The organism is Inquilinus sp. Marseille-Q2685, assembly GCF_916619195.1.
GTDB lineage: Bacteria > Pseudomonadota > Alphaproteobacteria > DSM-16000 > Inquilinaceae > Inquilinus.
In genome coordinates this window covers 1-23,932 of sequence record NZ_CAKAKL010000001.1, presented here as the reverse complement: position 1 = coordinate 23,932, position 23,932 = coordinate 1, and the positions used below count along the sequence as shown (strand labels likewise).

Sequence of the window (23,932 nt, the reverse complement as noted above, 5' to 3'; positions counted from 1 at the left end):
GGGTTCGCGGACGCGAACCCAACCTACGACGCAGGCGTCATCCGCTCGCGCATGAAGGCCATGTACTCCGCCTCCGAGGTCTCGCGCCGAGCGCGGACCAGCGGCTTGATGTCCTCGGTGGCGACATAGCGCAGCTGGTCGGTGCCGTCGGTGGCCGCGGTCCAGATCACCTCGGCCACCTCCTCGCTGGTCGAATCCGCGCGGGCGGCGCGCAGCCCGGCGAAGAGGCGCGTCGCTCCCTCCAGGAAGGGCTCGTAATCCGGCAACTCGGCCGACTGCCCGGCCTCGGCGGCGCTGCGCTCGCCGAAGCGGGTCTTGGTGACGCCGCCGGGCTCGACGATCTTCACCGCGATGCCCAGCGACGCCAGCTCGTAGGACAGCGCCTCGGAAAAGCCCTCCAGCGCGAATTTCGAGGCGCAGTACAGCGAGATCATCGGCAGGGTGAACACCCCGGCGCCAGAGCTGATGTTGACGATCGTCCCGGCCCGATTGGCCCGGAAATGCGGCAGCAGGGCGCGGGTCACGTCCATCACGCCGAAGACGTTGACGTCGAACTGCTCCTGGATCTTCTCGCGCGGCGCGGCCTCGAACACGCCGAACAGCCCGAAGCCGGCATTGTTCACCAGCACGTCGATGCGGCCGAACCGGCCGATCGCCTCGGCCACCGCGGCGTCGATGCTGGCCGGGTCCTGCACATCCAGCCGGGTGACGAGGACATTGTCGCCGAGCACGGCCAGGGCGGCGCCATCCCCGGGCCGGCGCATCGTGGCGACGACGTTCCAGCCGCGCGAGGCGAACAGGCGGGCCGTGGCCTCGCCGAAGCCGGTGGAACAGCCGGTGATGAGAACGGTGTGCGTCATCGAAATCTCCTGAGTGAGACCTCGATATGCCCCTGCCCCGCTGTTGTGATAATCCGCTCAATCCTGGACAAGTTGATGAAAGCAGCCGGACAATGGCGGATCTGACCCTGAGCGAGCTGGCAGCGCTGGGCGCGGTGGCGACCCAGCGCAGCTTCCGCGCCGCGGCGGCGGAGCTGGGGCTGTCGCCCTCCTCCCTGAGCCACCGCGTCGCCAGCATCGAGCGGCGGCTGGGCGTGCGGCTGTTCAACCGCACCACCCGCAGCGTCGCGGTGACCGAGGCGGGCGAGCAGTTCCTGGCCCGGATCCAGCCGGCGCTGCGCGAGATCGCCGAGGCGGTGGAGACGGTTAACCGGTTCCGCGACACGCCGGCCGGGCTGCTGCGGCTGAACAGCTCCGAAGGCGGGTCGGCGCGGATCCTGCCGATCGTGCTCGACTTCATGGCCGCAAATCCGGAGATGCGGGTCGACCTGGTCACCGAGGGCCGGATGATCGACATCGTCGCCGCCGGCTTCGACGCCGGCATCCGCCTAGCCGAGGCCGTGCCGCAGGACATGGTCTCGGTGCCGCTGGGCATCGACGAGGCGATGATCGTGGTCGCCGCGCCGGGCTATCTGGAAGCACGCGGCGTGCCGCGGGCGCCGGCCGACCTGTTCGCGCATGAATGCATCCGCGCCCGGCTGCCGAGCGGCGCGATCCTGCGCTGGGAGTTCGAGCATCAGGGCGAGGAGATCCGCATCGACCCGCCCGGCCGGCTGACCATCGGCAGCCCGGAGCTGAGCCACCAGGCGGCCGTGGCCGGCGCCGGGCTGGCCTTCGTCAGCGCGCGCACGGCGGCGCCGGATCTGGAGTCAGGGCGGTTGCGGCAGGTGCTGGCGGACTGGACACCGCCCTTCCCGGGCCTGTGCCTCTACTACCCGCGCCAGCGCCTGCCCTCGGCCGGGCTGAGGGCGTTCGTCGCCCACTTCCAGAAGGCACGGAGACAGCGCTGATGCCCCTTCCCGTCATGGCGAGGCGCGGAGCGCCGTGGCCATCCAGGGCGGCTCGCACTGGCCCTGATGAGGTGGACGGCCCCCGAACGGCATCAGCGTGCCAGGATGAGGCTGTCAAAGATCTCATCGAAGGAGGCCGTCCGTGGTCGAGATTACGCGCATCGGAATGGATACGTCGAAGAGTGTTTTCCAGCTGCATGGGGTGGATGCCGAGGAGCGGGTGGTGCTGCGGAAGAAGCTGCGGCGGCGAGACGTGCTGGCGTTCTTCGCCAAGCAGCCGCCGTGCGGGGTGGGGATGGAGGCCTGCGGCGGGTCACATTACTGGGCCCGCGAGCTGCAGGCCCTGGGCCATCAGGTGGAGCTGATCCCGCCGCAATACGTGAAGCCCTATGTGCCGCGCGGCAAGCACGACGCGGCGGATGCCGAGGGGATCTGCGAGGCGATGAGCCGGCCGAAGGTGCGGCAGCGCCTGGTGCCGGTGAAGAGCGCCGAGACCCAGGCGGCTTTGATGCTGATCGGGCTGCGCGACCGGCTGGTGCGGCAGCGGACCCGGCTGGTCAACACCATCCGCGGCTATGCCACCGAGTTCGGGCTGGTCGCCGCCAAGGGCCCGGCCAAGGTCACGACGCTGCTGCGGCGGATCGAGAGCGAGGCGGCGGTGCCGGAGACGGCGCGGGCCCTGTTCGCCGGGCTGGCCGCCGAGCATGCCCGGCTCAAGGCGCGGATCAAAGAGGCCGACGCCAAGCTGATGGCTTGGCACCGGCAGGACGAACAGAGCCGTCGCCTGGCCGAGATCCCCAGCATCGGGCCGATCGGCGCCAGCCTTCTGGTGCTGAAGGCGCCCGACCCGCAGCGCTTCCGCTCCGGCCGCGACTTCGCCGCCTGGATCGGCCTCACGCCGAAGAACCACTCCACCGCCGGCAAGCAGCGATTGGGCGTGATCACCCGCGCCGGCGACGAGACCTTGCGCAGCCAGCTCGTGGGCGGCGCCACTTCCCTGATCCGGCAGGCCCGCCGCGGCACCAGCCGCTGGGCCCCGCCCTGGCTGCTCGCGCTCCTCGCCCGCAAGCCGCCCAAGCTCGCCGCCGTGGCGCTGGCCAACAAGGTCGCCCGCATCGCCTGGAAGCTGATGGTCTCCGGCGAGCGCTATCGCCTCCAACCCACCGCAACCCTCGGCGCCTGAGAGCTCCGCCGGGAGCGGACAGCCCTCCCGGGCTCGCCCGCTCCCGCCGAGGCCGGACCTTGCAAGCAGACGAGCAGATGATTGGGATCGATCGATCCAAAGCGGGAGACACTCCGTGCCATCCAGTGGCGCCTCGACGTCTCGCCCCTGTCTGGGTCTCCCGCCGTGGATATCATCTTGGCCAGCGGTCCTCGCGACCGCACTCAACAGGCCGGACATATGGATGCAAGCGATCCGCTCCCAGCCCTCGCCCGAATGCCTTGCAGGCAGGGGGCCGTCCACATATGGCCACGTCGGCTTCGCCTCCTCGCCATGACGAAGATGGTTTCGTTGGGCTGCCGAGAATAAGGGCCGCATCGCGATCCCGTCGGATCTGCCCTGCGCCGATGGCTGGTGCGGATCGAAAGACCTGACATAACATTCAACGCGACGCCGTCGACGTTCACGTCCCTCCCGTAACCGATCGAGCGATCACCCATGTCCGCTCTCTTCTCCCCGCTTGCCCTCGGCCCGGTCCCGCTGCCCAACCGGATCGTGGTGGCGCCGATGTGCCAGTATTCCGCCGATGACGGCAGCGCCACCGACTGGCACCTGCAGCACTGGATGAACCTCGCCATGTCCGGCGCCGCGCTGGTGGTGGTGGAGGCGACCGGCGTCGAGCGCCGCGGCCGCATCACCCATGGCTGCCTCGGCCTCTATTCCGATGCCAATGAGCGGTCGATCGCCCGCGCCCTCGCCGCGGCCCGCGCCGTCGCCCTGCCCGGCACCCGCTTCGGCATCCAGCTGGCCCATGCCGGGCGCAAGGCGTCGACCCAGCGCCCGTGGGAGGGCGGCCGCCCCCTCGGCCCCGACCAGGATCCCTGGCCGACCGTCGGCCCCTCCCCCCTGCCCTTCGACACCGGCTGGCACACGCCCGAGGCGCTGGACGAGGCCGGACTGGAGCGGGTCAAGGCCGCGTTCGTCGCGGCCAGCGAACGCGCCGTGCGGCTGGGCTTCGATGCGATCGAGCTGCACATGGCCCATGGCTATCTGCTGCACAGCTTCCTGTCGCCGCTGTCGAACTGGCGCGACGACCGCTGGGGCGGCGACGCCGAGCGCCGGCGCGCCTTCCCGCTGGCGGTGGCGCAGGCGGTGCGCGACGTGGTGCCGGCCGGCATCGCGCTCGGCGTCCGCGTCAGCGCCTCGGAATGGGTCGAAGGCGGCTTCGGCGTCGAGGAGGCCGCGGTGCTGGCGGCCGGGCTGAAGGCGATCGGCTTCGATTTCATCTGCGCCAGCTCCGGCGGCAACGCCGCCCATGCGCGCATCCCGACCGGCCCCGGCTACCAGGTGCCGCTGGCCCGCGAGATCCGGCAGAAGAGCGGCCTGATCACCCGCGCCGTCGGGCTGATCGTCGACCCGCACCAGGCGGAGGACATCGTCGCCCGCGGCGATGCCGACCAGGTGGCGCTGGCCCGCGCCGTGCTGGACGATCCGCGCTGGGGCTGGCACGCGGCCGACGCGCTCGGCGCCGAGCTGACCCTGCCGCCGCAATACCGCCGCGCCGGCGCCCCGGCCTGGCCCGGCCGCAAGCTGCTGGAAGCCGCGGAATAAGGGAGAGGCCCGGAACGCCATGACCGACACCATCGCCGTTCCGGGCCTGGCCGCCCCGGCCGAGATCCTGGTCGACCGCTGGGGCATCCCGCATCTGACCGCCGGCAGCCTGGACGACCTGTTCTTCCTGCAGGGCTTCAACGCCGCCCGCGACCGGCTGTGGCAGATCGACCTGTGGCGCAAGCGCGGCCTGGGCCTGCTGGCCGCCGATTTCGGCCCCGGCTACCTGGCCCAGGACATCGCCAGCCGGCACTTCCTCTACCGCGGCGACATGGCGGCGGAATGGGCGAGCTACGCCGAGGATGCGCAGGCGATCTGCACCCGCTTCGCCGCCGGCATCAATGCCTATGTCGATCTCGTCGAGCGCGAGCCGGAGCGGCTGCCGGAGGAGTTCCGGCTGTTCGGCACCAAGCCGGCGCGCTGGCAGGCGGAGGATGTGGTCCGCATCCGCAGCCACGGCCTGACCCGCAACGCCCTGTCGGAGCTGGCGCGCGCCCATGTGCTGGCGGGCGCCGACGCCGCCACCGACCGGCTGCGCAAGGCGGTCGAGCCGCCGGTCGAAGTCGGCCCGGTGCCGGGCTTCGACCCCGCGGCGGTGCCGCCGGACGCGCTGCAGCTGTTCCGCCTGGCCATGGCGCCGGTGACCTTCCCGCCGGAGCGCCTGGCCGCGACCCTGGAGGAGGCGCCTCTGTGGCGGGTGGCCACCGATCTCGGCGAGGTGCTGCGCGCGCAGGAGCATGAGGGATCGAACAACTGGGCGGTGCATGGCAGCCGCACCGCGACCGGCCGGCCGATCCTGGCCGCCGACCCGCACCGCACCCATGCCGTGCCGTCGCTGCGCTACCTGGTGCACCTGACCGCGCCGGGCTTCGACGCGATCGGCGCCGGGGAGCCGTCCGTGCCCGGCATCATGATGGGCCACAACGGCACCGCCGCCTTCAGCCTGACCATCTTCGGTGCCGACCAGGAAGACGTCTATCTGTACGAGACGAAGCCCGGCGATCCGGACTCCTATCGCTACGGCGCGGGCTGGGAACGGATGCGGACGGTGGAGGAGCGCTTCGCCGTCAAGGGCGCGCCGGAGCAGCTGCGGACCCTGCGCTTCACCCGGCACGGCCCCGTGGTCCACGCCGATCCGGCGCGGCGCAGCGCGGTGGCGGTGCGGTCGGTGTGGTTCGAGCCGGGCTCGGCCGCCTATCTCGCCAGCCTGTCCGGCATGCGCAGCCGCAGCCTGGCCGAATTCCGGGCGGCGATGCGGCGCTGGGGCGCGCCGTCGGTGAACCAGGTCTATGCCGACACCGCCGGCACAATCGCCTGGCTGCCGGCGGGCCATGTGCCGCGGCGGCCGAACTGGCGCGGCCTGGCGCCGGTGCCGGGCGACGGCAGCCATGAATGGGACGGCATGATGGACCCGGCGCTGATGCCGGTTCTCGTGAATCCTCCCGAGGGCTTCGTCGCCACCGCCAACGAGCTGAATCTGCCGCCGGACTGGCCGCATGACGAGCGGCCGGTCGGCTTCGAATGGCTGGAGGCCAGCCGGGCCGTGCGCATCCGCGAGGTGCTGGCCGGCCAGGACCGCCACAGCCTCGCCGACTCGCAGGCGTTGCAGGCCGATACGCTGTCGGTGCCGGCGCGGCGGATGCAGCGCCTTCTGGACCCGCTCGAGGCCCGCGACGCGGATGTCGCGCGCGGGTTGGGCCTCCTGCGCGGCTGGGACGCCCGGCTCGACGCCGGCTCGGCCGCCGCGGCGCTGTTCGAGCTGTGGTGGACGAAGCACCTGAAGCCGGCCCTGTTCGCCCGCCTCGTACCCGACCCGGCGATCCGCCGGCTGCTGGCGCCGGGCGACGTCGCCGGCATCCTGGCGGCGCTGGAGGCGCCGGATGCGCGCTTCGGCGCCGATCCCGCCGCAGCCCGCGACGCGCTGCTGCTGGACAGCCTGGCCGAAGCGGTGCGGGACGCGGCCCGGCGCCTGGGTGGTGACCCGTCGGCCTGGCGCTGGGGCGACCTGCACCATGGATATTTCGAACACCCGGCCAGCGCCGCGGCGCCCGACCGCCGCGCCGGGCTGGATGTCGGCCCGCTGCCGAAGGGCGGCAGCGGCGCCACGGTCATGCACGCCGCCTACCGCCCGGACGATTTCCGGGTGATCACCGGCGCCTCGGTCCGCATCGTCATGGATGTCGGCGACTGGGACCGCAGCACCTGCATCAACACCCCCGGCCAGTCCGGCGACCCCCGCTCGCCGCACTACCGCGACCTCGCCCCGCTCTGGGCCCGCGGCGGCCAGGTGCCGCTGCTGTACAGCCGCGCGGCGGTGGAAGCGGCGGCGGAACAGCGGATCGCGCTGGTGCCGCAGCCATAGGGCCCGGATCGCAGGCCAGCCCTTAGCCATCGCCGCCACGGAGCAGATAGGGCACGGCCTTGACCGGATTTCGAATCCGCGGCACAGTTCCAAAACGTTTTGGGAATCATTTGAGCGCGACCCAAAACGTTTTGAGCCCGATTGCGGGACAGGGAGGCCTGCTGGGTGACGGCGAAGCGGCAGATCCGCCTGAAGGAACTGGCGTCGAAGCTCGGCCTGTCGCCGACCACGGTGTCGCGCGCCCTCGCCGGCTATTCCGACGTCAGCGCCGAGACCCGCCGCCGGGTCGAGGAAGCCGCCCGCACCCATGGCTATGTCGCCAGCCGCATCGGCCGCATGCTGGTCTCCGGCCGCACCAACTTCGTCGCCGTGCTGCTGCCGATCAGCGCGCACAACTTCATGGACGATTTCCTCGGCCAGTTCCTGTCCGGCGTCGCCGACGGGCTGGCCGGGCGCGGCCGCGACCTGTTCCTGGCCGCCGTGCCGCGCGGCCAGGACGACCTGACCGTGCTGAAGCATGTCGTCGACGGCGGTCATATCGACGCCGTGGTGATCAACCGCGTGACCCGCGACGATCCGCGGGTGCGATACCTGATCGAGCGCCGCTTCCCCTTCGTCGCCCATGGCCGGCTGCTGGACCCGCCTTCGGCCTATCCCTGGTTCGACACCGACGGCGAGGCCGCCTTCGCCGACCTCGTCGACCGGCTGCACGCGCTGGGCCACCGGGAGTTCGCGCTGCTGGGACCGGGCGAGCCCTACAGCTACGCCGCGTTCCGGCGGCGCGGCTTCGAGGCCGCCCTGGCCGGACACGGTATCCGCCTGGCGCCGGACCGGCTGCCGGCGGTGCCGGTCGCCGACAACGCCGCCGCCATCGCCGCGTCGCAGCGCCTGTTCGCCCAGGCTCCGCGGCCCACCGCCATCATCGGCATGACCGACCGGCTGGCGCTGGCGGTGACGGAAGCGGCGCAGGAGGCCGGCTTGAGCATCCCCGGCGACCTGTCGGTGGTCGGCTTCGACGACGTGCCGATCGCCGCCTATGCCCGGCCGCCCCTGTCGACCTTCGCCCAGGATATCGAGCGCAGCGCCGCCTTCATCGCCGACATGGTGGTCGACGCCATCGAGAAGGGGCCGGACGGCGTGCAGCCTCGCCTGGTCGAGGCGAGGTTCGTCGCCCGGGCCAGCCACGGCCCGGCCCCGAAGCCACGGAAACGCGCTCGGCCTGTGTGACCAGGTTCGGCGTGAACCGGACCGGCGTCCCGAGGCCGGCCGCAGACAAAGAGGGAGGACAGGAATGCCCATCCGGACCACAGCCGCCGCCGTCGCCGCCGGCCTGCTCGGCCTCGGCCTGGCCGGCACCGCCGGCGCCCAGGACATCCTCTTCTGGTCGACCCAGGCCACGCCGGTCGAGGAATCGCAGGCGATGCGCGAGAGCGTCCTGGCCGGCTTCGGCAAGCCGGTGACCTATTCGGCGCAGGAGCCGGGGCCGTTCATGACCCGCATCCAGGCCGAGCTGAAGGCCGGGTCCGGCGCCATCACCGTGATCGGCGGGCTGCACGGCGAGTTCGCCAGCGTCCCGGACGGGCTGGTGGACCTGTCTGGCATCGTGCCCGACGGCGCGATCAACAAGGCCTATCTCGACCTCGGCAAGCTCGGCACGGCCGAGCAGAAATACCTGCCCTGGATGCAGGCGACCTACGTCATGGTCGCCAACAGGCAGGCGCTGCAGTACCTGCCGCAGGGCGCCGACATCAACGCCCTGACCTACGACCAGCTGGCCGCCTGGGGCAAGGCGATGGCCGAGGCCGCCGGATCGCCCAAGATCGGCTTCCCGGCCGGGCCGAAGGGGCTGATGCACCGCTTCTTCCAGGGCTATCTGTACCCGTCCTACACCGGCTCGCCCGTGGTGAAGTTCAAGTCGCCCGAGGCCGAGCGGATGTGGACCTCGTTCCGCGACTTCTGGACCACCTCGGTCACCCCGGCCTCGACCGGCTACGCCTTCATGCAGGAGCCGCTGCTGACCGGCGAGGTCTGGGTCGCCTGGGACCATGTCGCCCGGCTGAAGGACGCGCTGAACCAGAAGCCGGACGAGTTCGTGGTGTTCCCGGTGCCGGCCGGCCCGGCCGGGCGCGGCCACATGCCGGTGCTGACCGGCATCGGCATCCCGAAGACCAGCAACGCGCCGGAGGACGCGAAGGCCCTGGTCGCGCATATGGAGAAGCCGGAGAACCAGATCGCGACGATGAAGGCGACGGGATTCTTCCCGGTGGTCGAGGTCAAGCTGCCGGAGGACGTGCCGACCAGCATCAGGATGCTGCAGCCGGTGGTGGCGGCGCAGAGCGCGGCCAAGGATTCCCTGCCGGTGCTGCTGCCGATGGGGCTGGGCGACGCCGGCGGCCGCTACAACAAGGTGTTCAGCGACACCTTCCAGCGCATCGTGCTGTCCGGCCAGGACGTGCGCGAGGTGCTGGACCAGCAGGCCCAGGCGCTGCAGGCGATCTTCGACGAGAAGAACGCCCCGTGCTGGGCGCCGGACCCGGTCGGGACGGGTCCGTGCAAGGTGCAGTGATGGCCGGGGCCATGATTTTCATCCTCCCCCTCCCCTTGCGGGAGGGGGCTAGGGGGAGGGGTTTGGCGCCGCCGGCACCGATGCCGAACGGGTGTTGTAACCCGGTCGTTGTCCTGGACGATCAGACATCGGCTCTCTTCGATCGATACCCCCTCCCCCTACCCCCTCCCGCGAGGGGAGGGGGAGAGTGGAAGGCTGGGGCCGCTTTGATTGATGGCCTGACCATCGGCCTGCCCCACCCCGCCGCGCCTGACCGACGGAGCCCGCCATGAGCGACGCCCGCTTCCTGCCCTACATCCTGCTGGCCCCGGCCACCGTGTTCCTGGTCGGCTTCTTCCTGGTGCCGTTCGGCCAGGTGGCGGTCGAGGCCTTCACCCAGTACGGCCAGATCTCCTTCGGCAACTTCCGGTCGATCGCCGCCGACTGGAAGTTCTGGCCCTCGGTGCGCAACACCTTCGTGCTGACGCTGATCCTGGTGCCGCTGCAGATCGCCCTGGCATTGGCCATGGCCAGCCTGGTGATGGCGCTGAAGCGCGGCCGCGACGTGGCGCTGTACATCTTCACCATCCCGCTCGGCATCTCCGACCTCGCCGCCGGGCTGATCTGGCTGGCCATCCTGGAGCAGAACGGCTTCCTCAACAGCGTGCTCTATTACGTCGGCCTGATCCCGGGCCCGAAACTGCTGCTGAGCTACCAGAGCATCGTCGCCCTATTCGTCGCCATCATCATCGCCGAGCTGTGGCGGGCCACCGCCATCGTGCTGGTGATCCTGGTGGCCGGCATGTCGCTGATCCCGAAGGAATACTACGAGGCGGCGGAGGTGTTCGGCGCCGGCCCGTGGAAGCGCTTCGTCCGGATCACCCTGCCGCTGCTGCGGCCCAGCCTGCAGACCGCGCTGATCCTGCGCACCATCCTGGCCTTCGAGGTGTTCGCCATCGTCCTGGTGCTGGCCGGCAACAACCTGCCGATCCTGATGGGCGAGACCTTCAACTGGCAGTTCGCGCTGCAGGACCGCGCCGGGGCCTCGGCCTACGCCATGGTGATCCTCGGCATATCGATCGCCTTCACCCTCTTCTTCCTGTGGGCGCTGGGCGAGAAGAAGGAGGCGGTGCGATGACCGCGACCACCCCCGATACCGTCGCCATCCCGGCCGCAGGGACCGAAGCGCCGAGCCGCTGGGGCATCCGTCTCTCGACCATCGTCCTGTGCCTGTGGGTGCTGGTGCCGCTGTACCTGCTGGCCGTGAACGCCTTCAACGCGCGCGAGGCGGTGACGGGCTGGCCCAAGGCCTTCGTCCCGACCTTCGATTTCGACAGCCTGTCCTTCTTCTGGAACTACGCCGGCGTCGCCCGGGCGCTCTTGAACTCCATACTGGTCGCCGGGCTGACCATGCTGCTGTCCATCGGCATCGGCGCCCCGGCCGGCTACGCCCTGGCGCGCTTCCGCTTCCGCGGCAAGGGCAGCTTCCGCCTGCTGGTGCTGATGACCCGGGCCTTCCCGCTGCCGCTCCTGGCCCTGCCGCTGGCGGTGTTCTACATCCGCACCGGCCTCGACGACACGATCTGGGGCCTGGCGCTGGTGCACACCGTGCTGGCCCTGCCCTTCGCCATCCTGATCACCTTCTCGCTGTTCACCAGCATCCCGGTGGAGCTGGAGGAGGCGGCCTGGACGCTGGGCTGCACCCGCTTCCAGGCTTTCCTCAAGATCGTCGTGCCGCTGGCCCTGCCCGGCATCGCGGCCTCCGGCGTCTTCGCTTTCGTCACCTCCTGGAACGAGGTGTTCGCCGCCTCGGTGCTGACCGTGCAGAACCAGACCCTGACCGCCTTCCTGCTGACCAGCCTGGACGTCTCGCCCCTGCCCCTGAAATTCGCCGGGGCGCTGGTGCTGGTCGTCCCCGCGCTGGTCTTCCTGTTCCTGATCCGCAAGTACCTGTTCTCCCTCTGGGGCATCGCCAACCGCTGACCGGAGTTCCGACCATGGCAGACATCGAGATCAAGGGCGTCGAGAAGCGGTTCGGCAGCTACACCGCGCTGCACGCCGTCGACCTCACCATCCGCGACCAGGAGTTCCTGGTGCTGCTGGGCGCCTCGGGCTGCGGCAAGACCACGCTGCTGCGCATCATCGCCGGCCTCGAGACCGCGACTTCGGGCGAGGTGCGGATTGGCGGCCGGCGGGTCGACGGCCTGGCGCCGCGCGACCGCGGCATCGCCATGGTGTTCCAGAACTACGCGGTGTTCCCGCACATGACGGTGTTCGAGAACATCGCCTTCGGCCTGCGCATGAAGAAGGTGCCGGAGGCCGATGTCGCCCGGAAGGTCGGGCGCGCGGCGGAGCTGATGCATATCGGGCAGCTGCTGCAGCGCTATTCCGGCCAGCTGTCGGGCGGCCAGCGCCAGCGCGTCGCCGTGGCCCGGGCGCTGGCGGTCGAGCCCGCCGTGCTGCTGATGGACGAGCCGCTGTCCAACCTGGACGCCCTGCTGCGCCTGGAGATGCGGGCCGAGCTGAAGGGCGTGCTGCAGGAGAGCCGGACGACGACCATCTACGTCACCCACGACCAGGTCGAGGCGATGAGCCTGGCCGACCGGATCGCGGTGATGAACCAGGGCCGCATCGTCCAGGCGGCGCGGGCGACCGAGGTCTATGCCGACCCGGCGACCCGGTTCGTCGGCAGCTTCATCGGCAACCCGCCGATGAACTTCCTGCCGGCCGAGCCGAACGGCCAGGGCATCAACGTCGCCGGGATGACATTGCAGCCGCCCAGGGCTGCGGCGGGCCGGATCGAGTTCGGCATCCGCCCCGAGGATGTCGAGATCCGTGCCGACGGTCTGCCCGGCGCCGTCCGGGTGGTGGAGCCGCTGGGCCCGCACAAGCTGCTGACCGTGGACGTCGCCGGCCATCTGTTCCGCGCCGTGGTCGACAACGAGCATGCGGTCGAGCCCGGCCAGGCGATCAGCCTGCGGCCGAAGCCCGGCCGCGGCCGCTGGTTCGACGCCGAGACCGGCCACGCTTTGCAATGATCCCCCTTCCCTCCTTCCCGAGCCTTACCGGAGCCCAGCCGTGACCTTCGACGACAGCACCGCATTCGAACGGGCGGCGACCGTTCTGTCCGAGAACGACCGCGGCACCTACACCGTGCCGACCAAGGGCCTGTACCCGTTCCAGTGGAACTGGGATTCCTGCCTGACCGCGCTGGGCCAGCGGCATATCGACGAGGCCCGGGCCTGGACCGAGATCGAGACCCTGGCCGAGCACCAGTGGCCGGACGGGATGATCCCGCACATCGTCTTCCATGTGCATGACGACGGGTATTTCCCGGGCCCGGACGTCTGGCGGACCGGCCGGCCGACCCCGACCTCCGGCATCACCCAGCCGCCGGTGATGGGCTTCGTGCTGCGGCGCCTGTACGAGCAGGCCAGGGACAAGGTGCTGGCCGAGGAGAAGGCGCGGATGCTGATCGGCGCGGCCGATGCCTGGCACCGCTGGTTCTACGCCGCCCGCGACCCGCAGGGCACCGGGCTGGTCGCCCTGCTGCACCCCTGGGAATCCGGCCGCGACAATTCCTGCGACTGGGATGCCGCCCTGGCGCGGGTGCCGACCGACGGGGTCGAGCCCTATCAGCGCCGCGACACCAGCCATGTCGATCCCTCGCAGCGTCCGCACAAGGCGGAATACGACCGCTATCTGTGGCTGGTGCAGCGCTTCCGCGGCCTCGGCTGGGATAATGCGAAGCTGCACGACGCCTCGCCCTTCCGGGTCGTCGACCCCGGCTTCAACGCCATCCTGATCCGCTCCGACGAGGACATCGCGGCGCTGGGCGAAACCTTCGGAATGACGGGGCTTGCCGCCGCCGCACGGGCCCGGGCCGTCAAGGCCCGCGCCGCCTTCGAGCGGCTGTGGAGCGAGCAGCACGGCCAGTATCTCTGCCTCGACCGTGTGACCGGAGAACTGATCGAGAGCCGCACCGTGGGCGGGCTGCTGCCGCTGTTCGCGGGCCTCGGCACGCCGGAGCGGCAGCGCGCCCTGGCCGCCCGCATCGCCGAATGGCGCGGCCAGACCCGCTTCGGCATCGCCAGCCACGACCCGGCCGATCCGCGCTTCGAGCCGAAGCGCTACTGGCGCGGCCCGGTGTGGCTGATCGTCAACTACCTGGTCGCCGACGGCCTGGCCCGCTGCGGCCTGGCCGAGGCCGCCGACGCCGTGCATCAGGACAGCCTGCGGCTGATCGAGGGCGGCTTCGCCGAATACTACGACCCTGTGACCGGCGAGGGGCTGGGCGGCGGCAACTTCACCTGGACCGCCGCCATGGTCGCCGAGCTGGTGCGGAAGCGGGCCGCCTGACCATGCCGGCCGCCCTGCTGCTGCGCGGCCCGCGCACGCTGGATTTCGAGACCTTCGACCACCCGCCCCTGGGTCCGGAGGAGGTGCGGATCCGCACCCTCTTCTCCGGCGTCAGCGCCGGCACCGAGCTGTCGCAGTACCGCGGCTCCAACCCCTTCATGGCGAAGCGCTGGGACGAGGCGAGCCGCCTGTTCCGCGCCGCCGACGCGCCGAGCTGGGACTATCCGGTGCGCAACCTGGGCTACGAGGAGGCCGGCGAGATCGTCGAGGTCGGCCGCGGCGTCGCCGACCTGCGGCCCGGCCAGCGCGTCTACGGCACCTGGGGCCACCGCACCCACCATGTGGCGCCACGCGAGGCCGTGATCGGCCGGCTGCTGCCGGAAGGCGCCGACCCGCGGATCGGCATCTTCTCGCATATCGGCGCCGTGGCGCTGAACGGCGTGCACGACGCCGAGATCCGGATCGGCGACGTCGTGGTGGTGTTCGGCCTCGGCGTGCCCGGACAGATCGCGGCGCAGGCGGCGCAGGCCTCCGGCGCCCATGTGATCGCGGTCGACCCGGTGGCGTCGCGGCGCGAGACGGCGCTGCGGCTGGGCGCGGCGGAGGCGCTGGACCCCGCGGCCGGCTCGGTCGCCGAGATCGTCAAGGAGAAGACCGGCGGACGCGGCGCCGATGTGGCGATCGAGGTGTCGGGCGTCCCGGCCGCGCTCGCCGAGGCGATCCGCACCGTCGCCTATTCGGCGCGGGTGGTCGCCCTCGGCTTCTTCCAGGGCGAGGCGCGCGGCCTGTTCCTGGGCGAGGAGTTCCACCACAACCGGGTGCAGCTGGTCTGCTCCCAGATCTCCGGCGTCGCCCCCGGCGCGAGCTATCGCTGGTCGAAGCCGCGGCTGTGGCAGACGGCGGTGCGGCTGCAGCATGAGGGCCGGCTGGACCTGCTGCCGCTGATCACGGAAGAGGTGCCGTTCCGGCAGGCGCCGGCGCTGTTCGAGCGGCTGGACCGCGGCGATCCGGACACGCTGCAGACCGTGCTGACCTTCGGAGGCGACGAATGACGCCGCTGCGCGTCGGCATCCTCGGCGCCGGCGGCATCGCCGCCCGCCACGCCGCGGCGATCGCCGCGCATCCGGAGGCGGCGACGCTGGTCGCCTGCTGCGGCCGCGATCCGGACAAGGCCGCCGTCTTCGCCGCCGCGCATGGCGGCCGGGCCTATGCCGACCGCGAGCGCATGCTGGACGAGGCGGAGCTCGACATCCTGATCGTCGCGCTGCCCCCCTTCGCCCATTCCGACGAGGTCGAGAGCGCCGCGCGGCGCGGCATCCACCTGCTGCTGGAGAAGCCGATCGCGCTGGACGGTGGCCATGCCGACCGCATGGTGGCGGCGGCCGAGGCCGCCGGGATCACGACCCAGGTCGGCTTCATGGGCCGCTTCGGCGCCGCGGTCGAGCGCTGGGCGGAGCTGGCCGCCGCCGGCGAGACCGGCCGCCCCGGCCTCTATTCCGCCCGCTTCCACTGCAACGCGCTGCACGCGCCCTGGTGGCGGGAGAAGGCGAAATCCGGCGGGCAGATGGTGGAGCAGCTGATCCACATGATCGACCTGGCGCGCTACCTGCTGGGCGACCCGGCGACGGTCTATGCCCGCACCGCGACCTTCTTCCACCGCGGGGTCGAGCGCTACGACAGCGACGATCTGAGCGCCATGCTGCTGGGCTATGACGACGGCCGCGTCGCGCTCCTGAACGCCACCAACGGCGCCGTACCCGGCCGCTGGGAGAAGGAGATCCATCTGGTGGCGGAGCGGATGACCGGCCATTTCACCGACTGGAACACCGCGACGCTCACCCGCACAGAGGGCGAACCGGCGGCGGAACGCATCGCCGGCGACCGCGACGTCTTCGCCGCCCAGCTTCTCGACCTTGTCGACGCCATCCGCAGCGGCTGCCCGGCCCGCACCCCGATCCGCGACGGCGCCCGGTCGCTGCACCTGGCCCTGGCGGCGCTGCGCTCCGCCGAGGAGCGGCGCGAGGTGAGATTTTGATGCGGTTCGACGCCGACGCCCTCGCCTTTCAGGGGTCCTCCATTCGACTGGCGGAGATCGTGCCCGTCATTGACGGCGAGGCGGTGCACGGGGTGCCGACCATCCGGCATGAGGCCGGCGGCTGGACCGCGGAATGGCCCGCCGAAGGAGGCAGCTTCCGGCTGGAGGTCGAGCGCCGCGACTTCGGTGGGACGCCCGGCTTCGCCTTCCGCTTCGTGCTCGACGGCCGGCCGCCCGAGCAGCCGTTGACGGCCCTCGGCATCGAGATCGGCCGCGCTGGGCCGGCCCGAGCCTGTCTCCGCACCGGCTATCACAGCTGGGACGGCAGCTTCTTCGTCACACACGACCGCCTCGCTTCCGGCGACGAGAAGGCCGCGACCGGATACGCCATGACCCAGCTGCTGCCGCGCGAGGGCGACGGCGGGACAGTGCTCGGCGCGCTGCGCCACGACCGGTTCCAGCACCGCTTCGGCTTCCGGCCGGCGGCGGACGGCTTTGCCATCACCCTCGAAGCCCTCTGGGATCACGCCCCGCACGATGGCAACGCCGTCTCCGAATGGTTCGCCCTGTTCGATCATGCGGCGGTGGAGGAAGGCCTGCGCGTCTGGGCCCGGGCGGTGGCCGAGGCCTCGCCGCTGCCGCCGCGCATCGCCGGAGAGCGCATCACCGGCTGGTGCTCCTGGTACAACCTCTACGCCGCGATCACCGAGGAGAACCTGCTCGACCACCTGGAGGGCGCGCGGCAGGCGAAGGCCGAGGGGCTGCCGCTGCGCGTGTTCCAGATCGATGACGGCTTCACGCCGGAGATGGGCGACTGGCTGGAGGTGAAGCCGCAATTCCCGCGCGGCATGGCCCCGCTGCTGGCCGACATCGCCGCCGCCGGCTTCGTCCCCGGCCTGTGGATCGCGCCCTTCCTGGTCGGCAACCGCAGCCGGCTCTACCGCGACCATCCCGACTGGGTGGTGCGCCGGCGCGACCGTGAGGCGCCCGTCGTCTACTCCAAGTTCTACGGCGAGTTCCGCTGGCACAAGCGCAGCGAGGAGTATTACGTCCTCGATGTCACCCACCCGGAGGCCGAGGCCTATATCCGCGGCGTGTTCCGGATCTGGGCGCGGCATTGGGGCTGCCGCTACTTCAAGACCGACTTCATGAATGCGGGGTCGGAGTTCGGCCCCGACCGCGCCCGCTGGCACCGCGGCGGGCTGACCCGGATCGAGGTGTGGATGCGGATGGCCCGGCTGATCCGCGAGGAGATCGGCGACGCGCTGTGGCTCGGTTGCGGCTCGCCGATCTTCGCCCCCATTGGGCTGGTCGACGCCATGCGCATCGGCCGCGACATCGGCGTGTCCTGGAGCGGTCATCAGTCCGCGGAATCGCTGCTGCGCGACCAGACCACCCGCAGCTTCGCCAACGGCATCCTGTGGCAGGCCGACCCCGACTGCATCCTGCTGCGCGACCGCTTCCACGAGCTGTCGGACGCCGAGGCCGACTCCCTGGCACGGTTCGCCGGCCTCGCTGGCGGCGTGCTGATGACCAGCGACCATCTCGGCGAGCTTTCCCCGGCACGCAAGGCGCTGCTGCGCGAGCTGCTGGGGGACGGCCGGGCCCGGCCCTGCGACTTCCCGCGCCTCGGCGCCGCCGTCGGCCGGCCGGATCCGGACGGGCTCGGCGACCTGATCGTGCAGCGGGTGAGCGGCCTCCCGGGCGGCGACCTGGTCAGCCTGTTCAACGCCGGCGACCGGCCGTTCGAGGGCACGGTGCCGGCATCGGTCACCGGAGGCGCCGCCCGCACCGTCTCCCTGCGTCCGCACGAGACGCTGGTGCTGTAACGGCTCTCAGGCCGCATCCTTCCTGTCATTGCCGGGCTTGACCCGGCAATCCAGAGGGTGTCGAGACCTTCTGGATGCCTGGGTCAAGCCCGGGCATGACATTGAAAAGAGGTCATGAAGGCCCTTCCATCGGCCCCACGCTCTCAGATCGCGTCCCGCACCCGGTTCCAGCTCTCCGCCATGTGGCGGCTGAGGATCGCGGCCAGCCGCTCCGGGTCCCGGGCTTCGAGGGCGGCGATCATCTCCTCGTGATCGGCCACGGCCGCGGCCCATTTCTCCTCGCTGCCGTTACCGATGAAGCGGATTCGCTTCAGCCGCGACTGCAGGATGCCGTGCACCGTCACCAGCGCCGCGTTGCCGGACAGGCGCAGGATGGCGGAGTGGATGGCCTGGTTGAGCTTGAAATATTCCAGCCGCTCGCGCCGGCGGTAATGCTCCAGCATCCGGTCGTGCAGCGCGCGGATCTCGCGGATGCCGGCATCCGAGGCATCGGCGCAGGCCAGCCGGCCGGCTTCGGCCTCCAGCAGGCCCAGCACCGCCAGCATGTCCTGCACCTCTTTGGCGGAGAAGCGCTTGACCACGGCGCCACGGCCCGGGACCAGGTCCAAGAGCCCCTCGCTGGCCAGGTATTTCAGCGCCTCGCGCAGCGGCGTGCGGGACACGCCGAGCTGCGCCCCCAGCTGGCCCTCATGGATGCGCGCGCCGGGCGGCAGCACGCCTTCGATCACCATGTCGCGGATGCGGCCGACGATCTGGTCGTGCAGCGACGGGCGGGCGATCGGGCCGCCCGGGCTGTCGGCCAACGCGTCCTGCAGATCCAGTTCCATCCCGTCCTCTCGCCCCGCCGGCGGCATCGCCCGGCCTGGCCAGGATGGCGAAGAACCCCTCCGGACGTCAATCTCAGCATTCTGCATGCAGAGTGCAGCATGCTTGATGTGTGCATGCATGCCTGCTATGGTCTCCTCCAGAAGCAAGAAGATCTTGGGGAGCACCGTGGCAGCCCAGCCCGACATCCGGCCGACCGAAGCCTCCGCCCGTCCCGTCATCGCCTTGGCGATGGGCGATCCCGCCGGGATCAGCCCGGAGCTGACCGCCCGGCTGCTGGCGCTGGACGAGATCCGCGCCGCCGCCCGCTTTGTCGTGTTCGGCGACCGCCGCATCCTCGACGCCGGGGCCCGGACGGCCGGCGTCACGCTGGACCTCGAGGTGATCACCGAGGAGAAGGCGCCGGACGACCGGCCAGTGCTGGTTGACCTGCGCCACCTCGACCCGGCCGAGGTGACGCCGCGCGAGGCGACGCTGGCGGGTGGCAGATTCGCGTCCGAGAACTTCCGCCGGGCGCTGCAGCTCGCCGCTTCCGGTGGGGCCGACGCGGTGTGCTTCACCCCGTTCAACAAGCAGGCGATGCGCTATGCGTATCCCGGCTACGACGACGAGATCCGCTTCGTCGCGGACGCCATCGGCTGGTCCGGCGCCGCCCGCGAATTCAACATCCTGGACACGATCTGGAATGCGCGGGTCACCTCGCATATCCCGCTGTCGGCCGTGGCCGCGGCGATCACCGCGGACGGCATCCGGGCCGAGCTGGCGCTGACCGCCGGCTGCCTCCGCGCCGCCGGGATCGACCGGCCGCGCATCGCCGTGGCCGGGCTGAACCCGCATGCCGGCGACGGCGGCAATTTCGGGCGCGAGGAGATCGAGGTGATCGGCCCCGCGGTCCGCGCCGCGGCGGCGGAGGGCCTGGACGTCGTCGGCCCCTACCCGGCCGACACCGTCTTCCTGCGGGCGCCGAAGGAAGGCTGCCACGCGGTGCTGACCATGTATCACGACCAGGGGCAGATCGCGATGAAGCTGATGGGCTTCGACCGCGGCGTCACCATGCTGGGCGGCTTCCCCTTCCCGATCTGCACCCCTGCCCACGGCACCGCCTACGACATCGCCGGCCAAGGCGTCGCCGATATCGGCGCCAGCCGCGCCGCGGTGCTGCTGGCCGCCCGCATGGCGGCCCGGAGGCGCGCCCCGGCCGGCTGATCCGGCCCGTCAACCACACGCAAAGGGAGGAGAACGAAGATGCTCAAGCAACTGACCCTGGCGCTGGCCGCGCTGCTGCCGGTGGCGTCCGCCCAGGCCTGGGAACCCCAGAAGCCGATCGAGTTCGTCGTCACCTCCGGCCCCGGCGGCGGCACCGACAGCTTCGCCCGCGCCGTGCAGGCGATCATCGTCAAGCACAAGCTGCTGGACCGGCCGATCGTCGTCACCAACAAGGGCGGCGGCAGCGGCGCCGAAGGCTTCGTCTACGGCAAGGGCGCCGCCGGCGATCCGCACAAGCTGGTGTTCGGCACCAACAACGAATACCTGCTGCCCTTCGTCGCCAACCTGCCCTACGCGCCGGAGGACCTGACCCCGGTGGCGGCGATGGCGATGGACGAGTTCGTGCTGTGGGTGAACGGCGAGTCGCCCTACAAGTCGGCGGCCGAGCTGCTGGCCGCGGCCAAGGAGAAGCCCGGGGCGCTGAAGTTCGGCGGCAGCCAGTCCAAGGATGTCGACCAGACCCTGGTCACCATGGTCGGCGAGGCCACCGGCGCCCGCTTCACCTACGTCCCGTTCAAGAGCGGCAACGAGGCCGCGGTGCAGCTGGCCGGCGGCCATATCGACGGCAACACCAACAACCCGAACGAGAATCGCGGCCAGTGGCAGGCCGGGATGGTGCGGCCGCTCTGCGTCTTCAGCACCCAGCGCCTGCCGGCTGGCCCGAAGGTGTCGGGCGACCTCGGCTGGGCCGACATCCCGCTGTGCCGCGACGAAGGCATCCCGATCGACAGCTACCAGATGCCGCGCGCGGTCTGGCTGCCCGGCGGCGTGCCGGCGGAGGCGACGGCCTTCTACACCGACCTGCTGCGCAAGGTCAGCGAGACGCCGGAATGGCAGGACTACCTGACCAAGAGCTCGCAGAGCGGCCGGTTCCTGACCGGCGAGGAATGGCAGGCCTATATCCGCGCCGAGCAGGACCGCGTACGCGCGGTCTACCAGAAGCAGGGCTGGCTCGCCGGCTGACGGAGGGCGCCTCTCCGCAAGGGGAGATCTTTTCAGAATTTCCAACACCGTCATTGCGAGCGCAGCGAAGCAATCCAGGGCCGCTCGCACCAACCCCTGGATTGCTTCGTCGGCTTCGCCTCCTCGCAATGACGGTGAGGAAGGGGTGTTTTGAAAAGGTCCCGCAAGGAGAGGGGAACCATGAAAGGGCCTGACAGGTGATGTCTGAGCATCATAAGCCTGAGAGCCGCGGCATCTCCCGCTTCGCGATGGAATGCGCGGCCTCCGCGGCCACCGGGGCGGTCGGCGCCGCGGTCACAGTCGGCGGGCTGCAAAGCGGCATCGGCTGGAACGAGGCCGGGCCCGAGCCCGGGACCTTCCCCTTCGCCGTCGGCCTGATCATCGTCGCCGGCAGCCTCGGCACGCTGGTGCAGACGATCCGGTCCCGCGATGGCGGCGTGTTCCTCGACGGCGTGCGGCTGCGCCGGGTGGCTGCCTTCTTCGGGCCGATGGCGGCCTTTGTCGCGCTGTCCATACCGCTCGGCCTCTATGTCGCCTCCGCCCTCTATCTCGCCGGCGTGATGGCGCTGCAGGGAGGCTACCGGCTGCGCAGCGCCGTGCCGGTCGGGCTCGGCGTCGCCGCCCTGCTGTGGCTGGTGTTCGAGACCTGGTTCCAGGTGCCGCTGCTGAAGGGCCCGGTCGAGGCCTGGCTCGGCCTCGCCTGACATCCGGAGACCTCCCGTGGACAACCTCGCCCATCTCGTCGACGGCTTCGGCACCGTCCTGAGCGGCTATCACCTGATGCTGATGGTGCTGGGCGTGATGCTCGGCATCCTGGTCGGGGTGCTGCCGGGCCTCGGCGCGCCGAACGGCGTGTCGCTGCTGCTGCCGCTGACCTTCGCCATGGACCCGGTCTCGGCCATCATCCTGTTGAGCTGCATGTATTGGGGCGCGCTGTTCGGCGGCTCCACCACCTCGATCCTGTTCAACATCCCGGGCGAGCCCTCCTCGGTCGCCACCACCTTCGACGGCTATCCGATGGCGCGGGCGGGCCAGGCGGCGCGGGCGTTGACCCTGGCCTTCCTGTCGGCCGGGTTCGGCGCCCTGGCCGGGGTGGTGGTCATCACCCTCCTGTCCGGCTGGGTGGCGCAGTTCGCGCTGCGCTTCAGCTCGCCGGAGTTCTTCGCCGTCTACTTCCTGGCCTTCGCCTCCTTCGTCGGCATGGGCAGCGGGTCGCCGGTGAAGACCATCGTGTCGATGATGCTGGGCTTCGCCTTCGCCACGGTCGGGATGGACACCGTCTCCGGCAATCTGCGGCTGACCTTCGGCCTGGCCGACCTGATCAAGGGCATCAGCTTCCTGGTCGCGGTGATCGGCCTGTTCGGCATCGGCGAGCTGATCCTGACCATGGAGGAAGGGCTGCGCTTCGACGGCATCCGCGCCCGGGTGGGCTTGCGCGACGTCGGCCGCGCCATGCGCGAGCTGCCGCGGCAATGGCTGGCGCTGCTGCGCAGCGTGCTGGTCGGCTGCTGGATGGGCATCACCCCCGGCGGCCCGACCGCCGCCAGCTTCATGAGCTACGGCCTGGCCCGGCGCTTCGCCCGCCGCAAGGAGGGCTTCGGCAAGGGCGACCCGGCCGGCATCGTCTCGCCCGAGGCCGCCGACCATTCCGCCGGCACCTGCGCCATCCTGCCGATGCTGGCGCTGGGCGTGCCGGGGTCGGCCACCGCCGCGGTGATGATGGGCGGGCTGATGATCTGGGGCCTGACGCCCGGCCCGATGCTGTTCATCGATCAGCCGGACTTCGTCTGGGGCCTGATCGCCAGCATGTATCTGGGCAATGTCGTCGCCGTCGCCTTGGTGCTGGCGACCGTGCCGGTGTTCAGCGCCATCCTGCGCATCCCCTTCGCCGTGATCGGGCCGGTGATCGTGGTGGTGTGCTTCGCCGGCGCCTACACCGTCGCCAACTCGCCCTTCGACATGGGGCTGGTGCTGGCCTTCGGCATCGCCGGCTACGTCTTCAAGCGGCTGGACTACCCGATCGCCCCCCTCGTGCTGGCCATGGTGCTGGGCGACAAGGCGGAAGACGCGTTCCGCCAATCGATGATCATGTCCGGCGGCGACCTGTCGGTGTTCTGGTCGAACGCCCTGGTCGGCAGCATCGCCACGCTCGGCCTCGTCATGCTGGCCTGGCCGCTGATCGGCCGCGTGCTGGGCGCGGCGCGGCCGGGTCGCCTGTTCCGCATCCGCACGCACTGATGGACAGGCCCACTTCGCCGCACTCGCGGATCACCCGCCCCCGGCCTTGATCCGCAGGAAATGGTCGGGCGCGCCCATCTGGCCGCCCTTCAGCGCGATCTCGAGCCCCGCCAGGGCCGGATCGTCGTCATGGGCCTCGAACAGCGCCGCCCCGGGGACGGTCGGCGCCAGCGCGATCTCCTCCTCCCCCCGCGGGAGGGGGCAAGGGGGAGGGGTTTGGCACCGCTGGAATCGATTTCGAAGGTGTCGGACGCCCGGATCCGGCCTGCAGGCCGGGACCACGATCGCAGTAGTATTATCGGTCACGCACGTTCATGCTATGTTCCATGGACGCGACGCAGACCGATCGGACATCGGAGGCCCCGCCCGCTCTTCAGGAGGAGCGGGCGGCACGGCATCTGCGCATGCTCGCCCGGGCGGCGGACGTCCATATGGAGATCATCGAGGCCACCCGCACGGAAGCGGTGGAGGCGCCGCAGCCCGGCGTCGACTATGGCCAGCGGATCGCCGTCGTGACCCGGTCGCTGCGGCTGACCCTGCTGTTGGAGGACAAGCTGTCGCGGCAGGTGGAGGAGAAGCGCAAGGCGGCGGCGCAGCGGGAGGCGGCGCAGGAGGACTGGCACGGGCTGCGGGTGCAGCTGGCGATGATGGCGGCGGCCTATGAGATGTCCGAGGACGGCGAGGAGGCCGACCGCCGTGAAGCCGAGATGCATGAGCGGCTGGAGCGGCCGGAGGTGGTGGAGCTGATCGAGGCCAGCCGGCCGGAGGTGGCGGTGGCGGCGCTGTGCCGGCGCTGGGGCTACCCGGTGCGGGTGGAGCAGTGGCTGGAGATGGCCGACGAGGCGATGGAGGAGCTCGGCTTCCTGCCGCCGCAGGACGGCGAGGACG

20 protein-coding genes are annotated in these 23,932 nt (G+C 71.0%); 18 read left to right on the top strand and 2 right to left on the bottom strand.

Annotation, left to right across the window (positions count from 1 at the left end; genetic code table 11):
- Positions 1–23: 23 nt before the first annotated feature.
- Positions 24–860 (bottom strand): SDR family oxidoreductase, encoded by an 837-nt coding sequence (locus LG391_RS00100; RefSeq protein ID WP_225764221.1) that lies wholly within the window; start codon positions 858–860, stop codon positions 24–26.
- 92 nt (positions 861–952) lie between these two features.
- On the opposite strand from LG391_RS00100, the gene LG391_RS00095 reads away from it, so the two are divergent.
- The 13 genes from LG391_RS00095 (at position 953) to LG391_RS00035 (ending at position 17,752) form a co-directional block, all read left to right on the top strand.
- Positions 953–1,849, top strand: coding sequence for a LysR family transcriptional regulator (locus LG391_RS00095; RefSeq protein WP_225764211.1), 897 nt, complete (start codon positions 953–955; stop codon positions 1,847–1,849).
- 142 nt (positions 1,850–1,991) lie between these two features.
- Positions 1,992–3,032 (top strand): IS110 family transposase, encoded by a 1,041-nt coding sequence (locus tag LG391_RS00090; protein ID WP_225764209.1) that lies wholly within the window; start codon positions 1,992–1,994, stop codon positions 3,030–3,032.
- 477 nt (positions 3,033–3,509) lie between these two features.
- On the top strand, positions 3,510–4,622 hold the full coding sequence (locus LG391_RS00085; protein ID WP_225764207.1) for an NADH:flavin oxidoreductase/NADH oxidase: 1,113 nt from the start codon (positions 3,510–3,512) through the stop codon (positions 4,620–4,622).
- 19 nt (positions 4,623–4,641) lie between these two features.
- Complete coding sequence (locus LG391_RS00080) at positions 4,642–6,984, top strand: penicillin acylase family protein (protein WP_225764205.1); 2,343 nt, start codon at positions 4,642–4,644, stop codon at positions 6,982–6,984.
- 165 nt (positions 6,985–7,149) lie between these two features.
- Positions 7,150–8,211, top strand: a complete 1,062-nt coding sequence (locus tag LG391_RS00075) for a LacI family DNA-binding transcriptional regulator (RefSeq protein ID WP_225764202.1) — start codon at positions 7,150–7,152, stop codon at positions 8,209–8,211.
- Positions 8,212–8,275: 64 nt separating this feature from the next.
- A complete protein-coding gene (locus tag LG391_RS00070; RefSeq protein ID WP_225764200.1) occupies positions 8,276–9,550 on the top strand; it encodes an ABC transporter substrate-binding protein in 1,275 nt (424 codons plus the stop codon).
- A 268-nt stretch (positions 9,551–9,818) separates the two neighbouring features.
- Complete coding sequence (locus LG391_RS00065; protein WP_225764199.1) at positions 9,819–10,667, top strand: carbohydrate ABC transporter permease; 849 nt, start codon at positions 9,819–9,821, stop codon at positions 10,665–10,667.
- Positions 10,664–11,512, top strand: a complete 849-nt coding sequence (locus LG391_RS00060) for a carbohydrate ABC transporter permease (protein ID WP_225764197.1) — start codon at positions 10,664–10,666, stop codon at positions 11,510–11,512. The genes LG391_RS00065 and LG391_RS00060 overlap by 4 nt, the downstream gene beginning before the upstream one ends.
- A 14-nt stretch (positions 11,513–11,526) precedes the next feature.
- Positions 11,527–12,567 (top strand): ABC transporter ATP-binding protein, encoded by a 1,041-nt coding sequence (locus tag LG391_RS00055; protein ID WP_225764195.1) that lies wholly within the window; start codon positions 11,527–11,529, stop codon positions 12,565–12,567.
- Positions 12,568–12,607: 40 nt separating this feature from the next.
- Positions 12,608–13,888, top strand: a complete 1,281-nt coding sequence (locus LG391_RS00050; RefSeq protein WP_225764193.1) for an amylo-alpha-1,6-glucosidase — start codon at positions 12,608–12,610, stop codon at positions 13,886–13,888.
- Between the two features lie 2 nt (positions 13,889–13,890).
- Positions 13,891–14,940, top strand: coding sequence for a zinc-binding dehydrogenase (locus tag LG391_RS00045; RefSeq protein WP_225764191.1), 1,050 nt, complete (start codon positions 13,891–13,893; stop codon positions 14,938–14,940).
- Entirely contained in the window at positions 14,937–15,923 is a 987-nt protein-coding gene (locus LG391_RS00040; protein ID WP_225764179.1) for a Gfo/Idh/MocA family protein, read from the top strand. Before LG391_RS00045 ends, LG391_RS00040 begins: the two co-directional genes overlap by 4 nt.
- Entirely contained in the window at positions 15,923–17,752 is a 1,830-nt protein-coding gene (locus LG391_RS00035) for a glycoside hydrolase family 36 protein (RefSeq protein ID WP_225764177.1), read from the top strand. The genes LG391_RS00040 and LG391_RS00035 overlap by 1 nt, the downstream gene beginning before the upstream one ends.
- Before the next feature lie 143 nt (positions 17,753–17,895).
- Here LG391_RS00035 and LG391_RS00030 read toward each other — a convergent pair whose 3' ends face one another.
- Positions 17,896–18,579: a GntR family transcriptional regulator gene (locus LG391_RS00030; RefSeq protein WP_225764169.1), complete on the bottom strand. Its 684-nt coding sequence runs from the start codon at positions 18,577–18,579 to the stop codon at positions 17,896–17,898.
- 166 nt (positions 18,580–18,745) lie between these two features.
- On the opposite strand from LG391_RS00030, the gene LG391_RS00025 reads away from it, so the two are divergent.
- From LG391_RS00025 to LG391_RS00005, 5 genes are all read left to right on the top strand, one after another.
- Positions 18,746–19,783 (top strand): 4-hydroxythreonine-4-phosphate dehydrogenase PdxA, encoded by a 1,038-nt coding sequence (locus LG391_RS00025; protein WP_225764168.1) that lies wholly within the window; start codon positions 18,746–18,748, stop codon positions 19,781–19,783.
- A 39-nt stretch (positions 19,784–19,822) separates the two neighbouring features.
- Positions 19,823–20,806: a tripartite tricarboxylate transporter substrate binding protein gene (locus LG391_RS00020; RefSeq protein ID WP_225764166.1), complete on the top strand. Its 984-nt coding sequence runs from the start codon at positions 19,823–19,825 to the stop codon at positions 20,804–20,806.
- Between the two features lie 200 nt (positions 20,807–21,006).
- Entirely contained in the window at positions 21,007–21,510 is a 504-nt protein-coding gene (locus tag LG391_RS00015; RefSeq protein WP_225764164.1) for a tripartite tricarboxylate transporter TctB family protein, read from the top strand.
- Positions 21,511–21,526: 16 nt separating this feature from the next.
- Complete coding sequence (locus tag LG391_RS00010) at positions 21,527–23,044, top strand: tripartite tricarboxylate transporter permease (protein WP_225764162.1); 1,518 nt, start codon at positions 21,527–21,529, stop codon at positions 23,042–23,044.
- A gap of 326 nt (positions 23,045–23,370) precedes the next feature.
- Positions 23,371–23,932: hypothetical protein (locus LG391_RS00005; RefSeq protein WP_225767655.1), on the top strand; the 562-nt coding region annotated here is incomplete at its 3' end.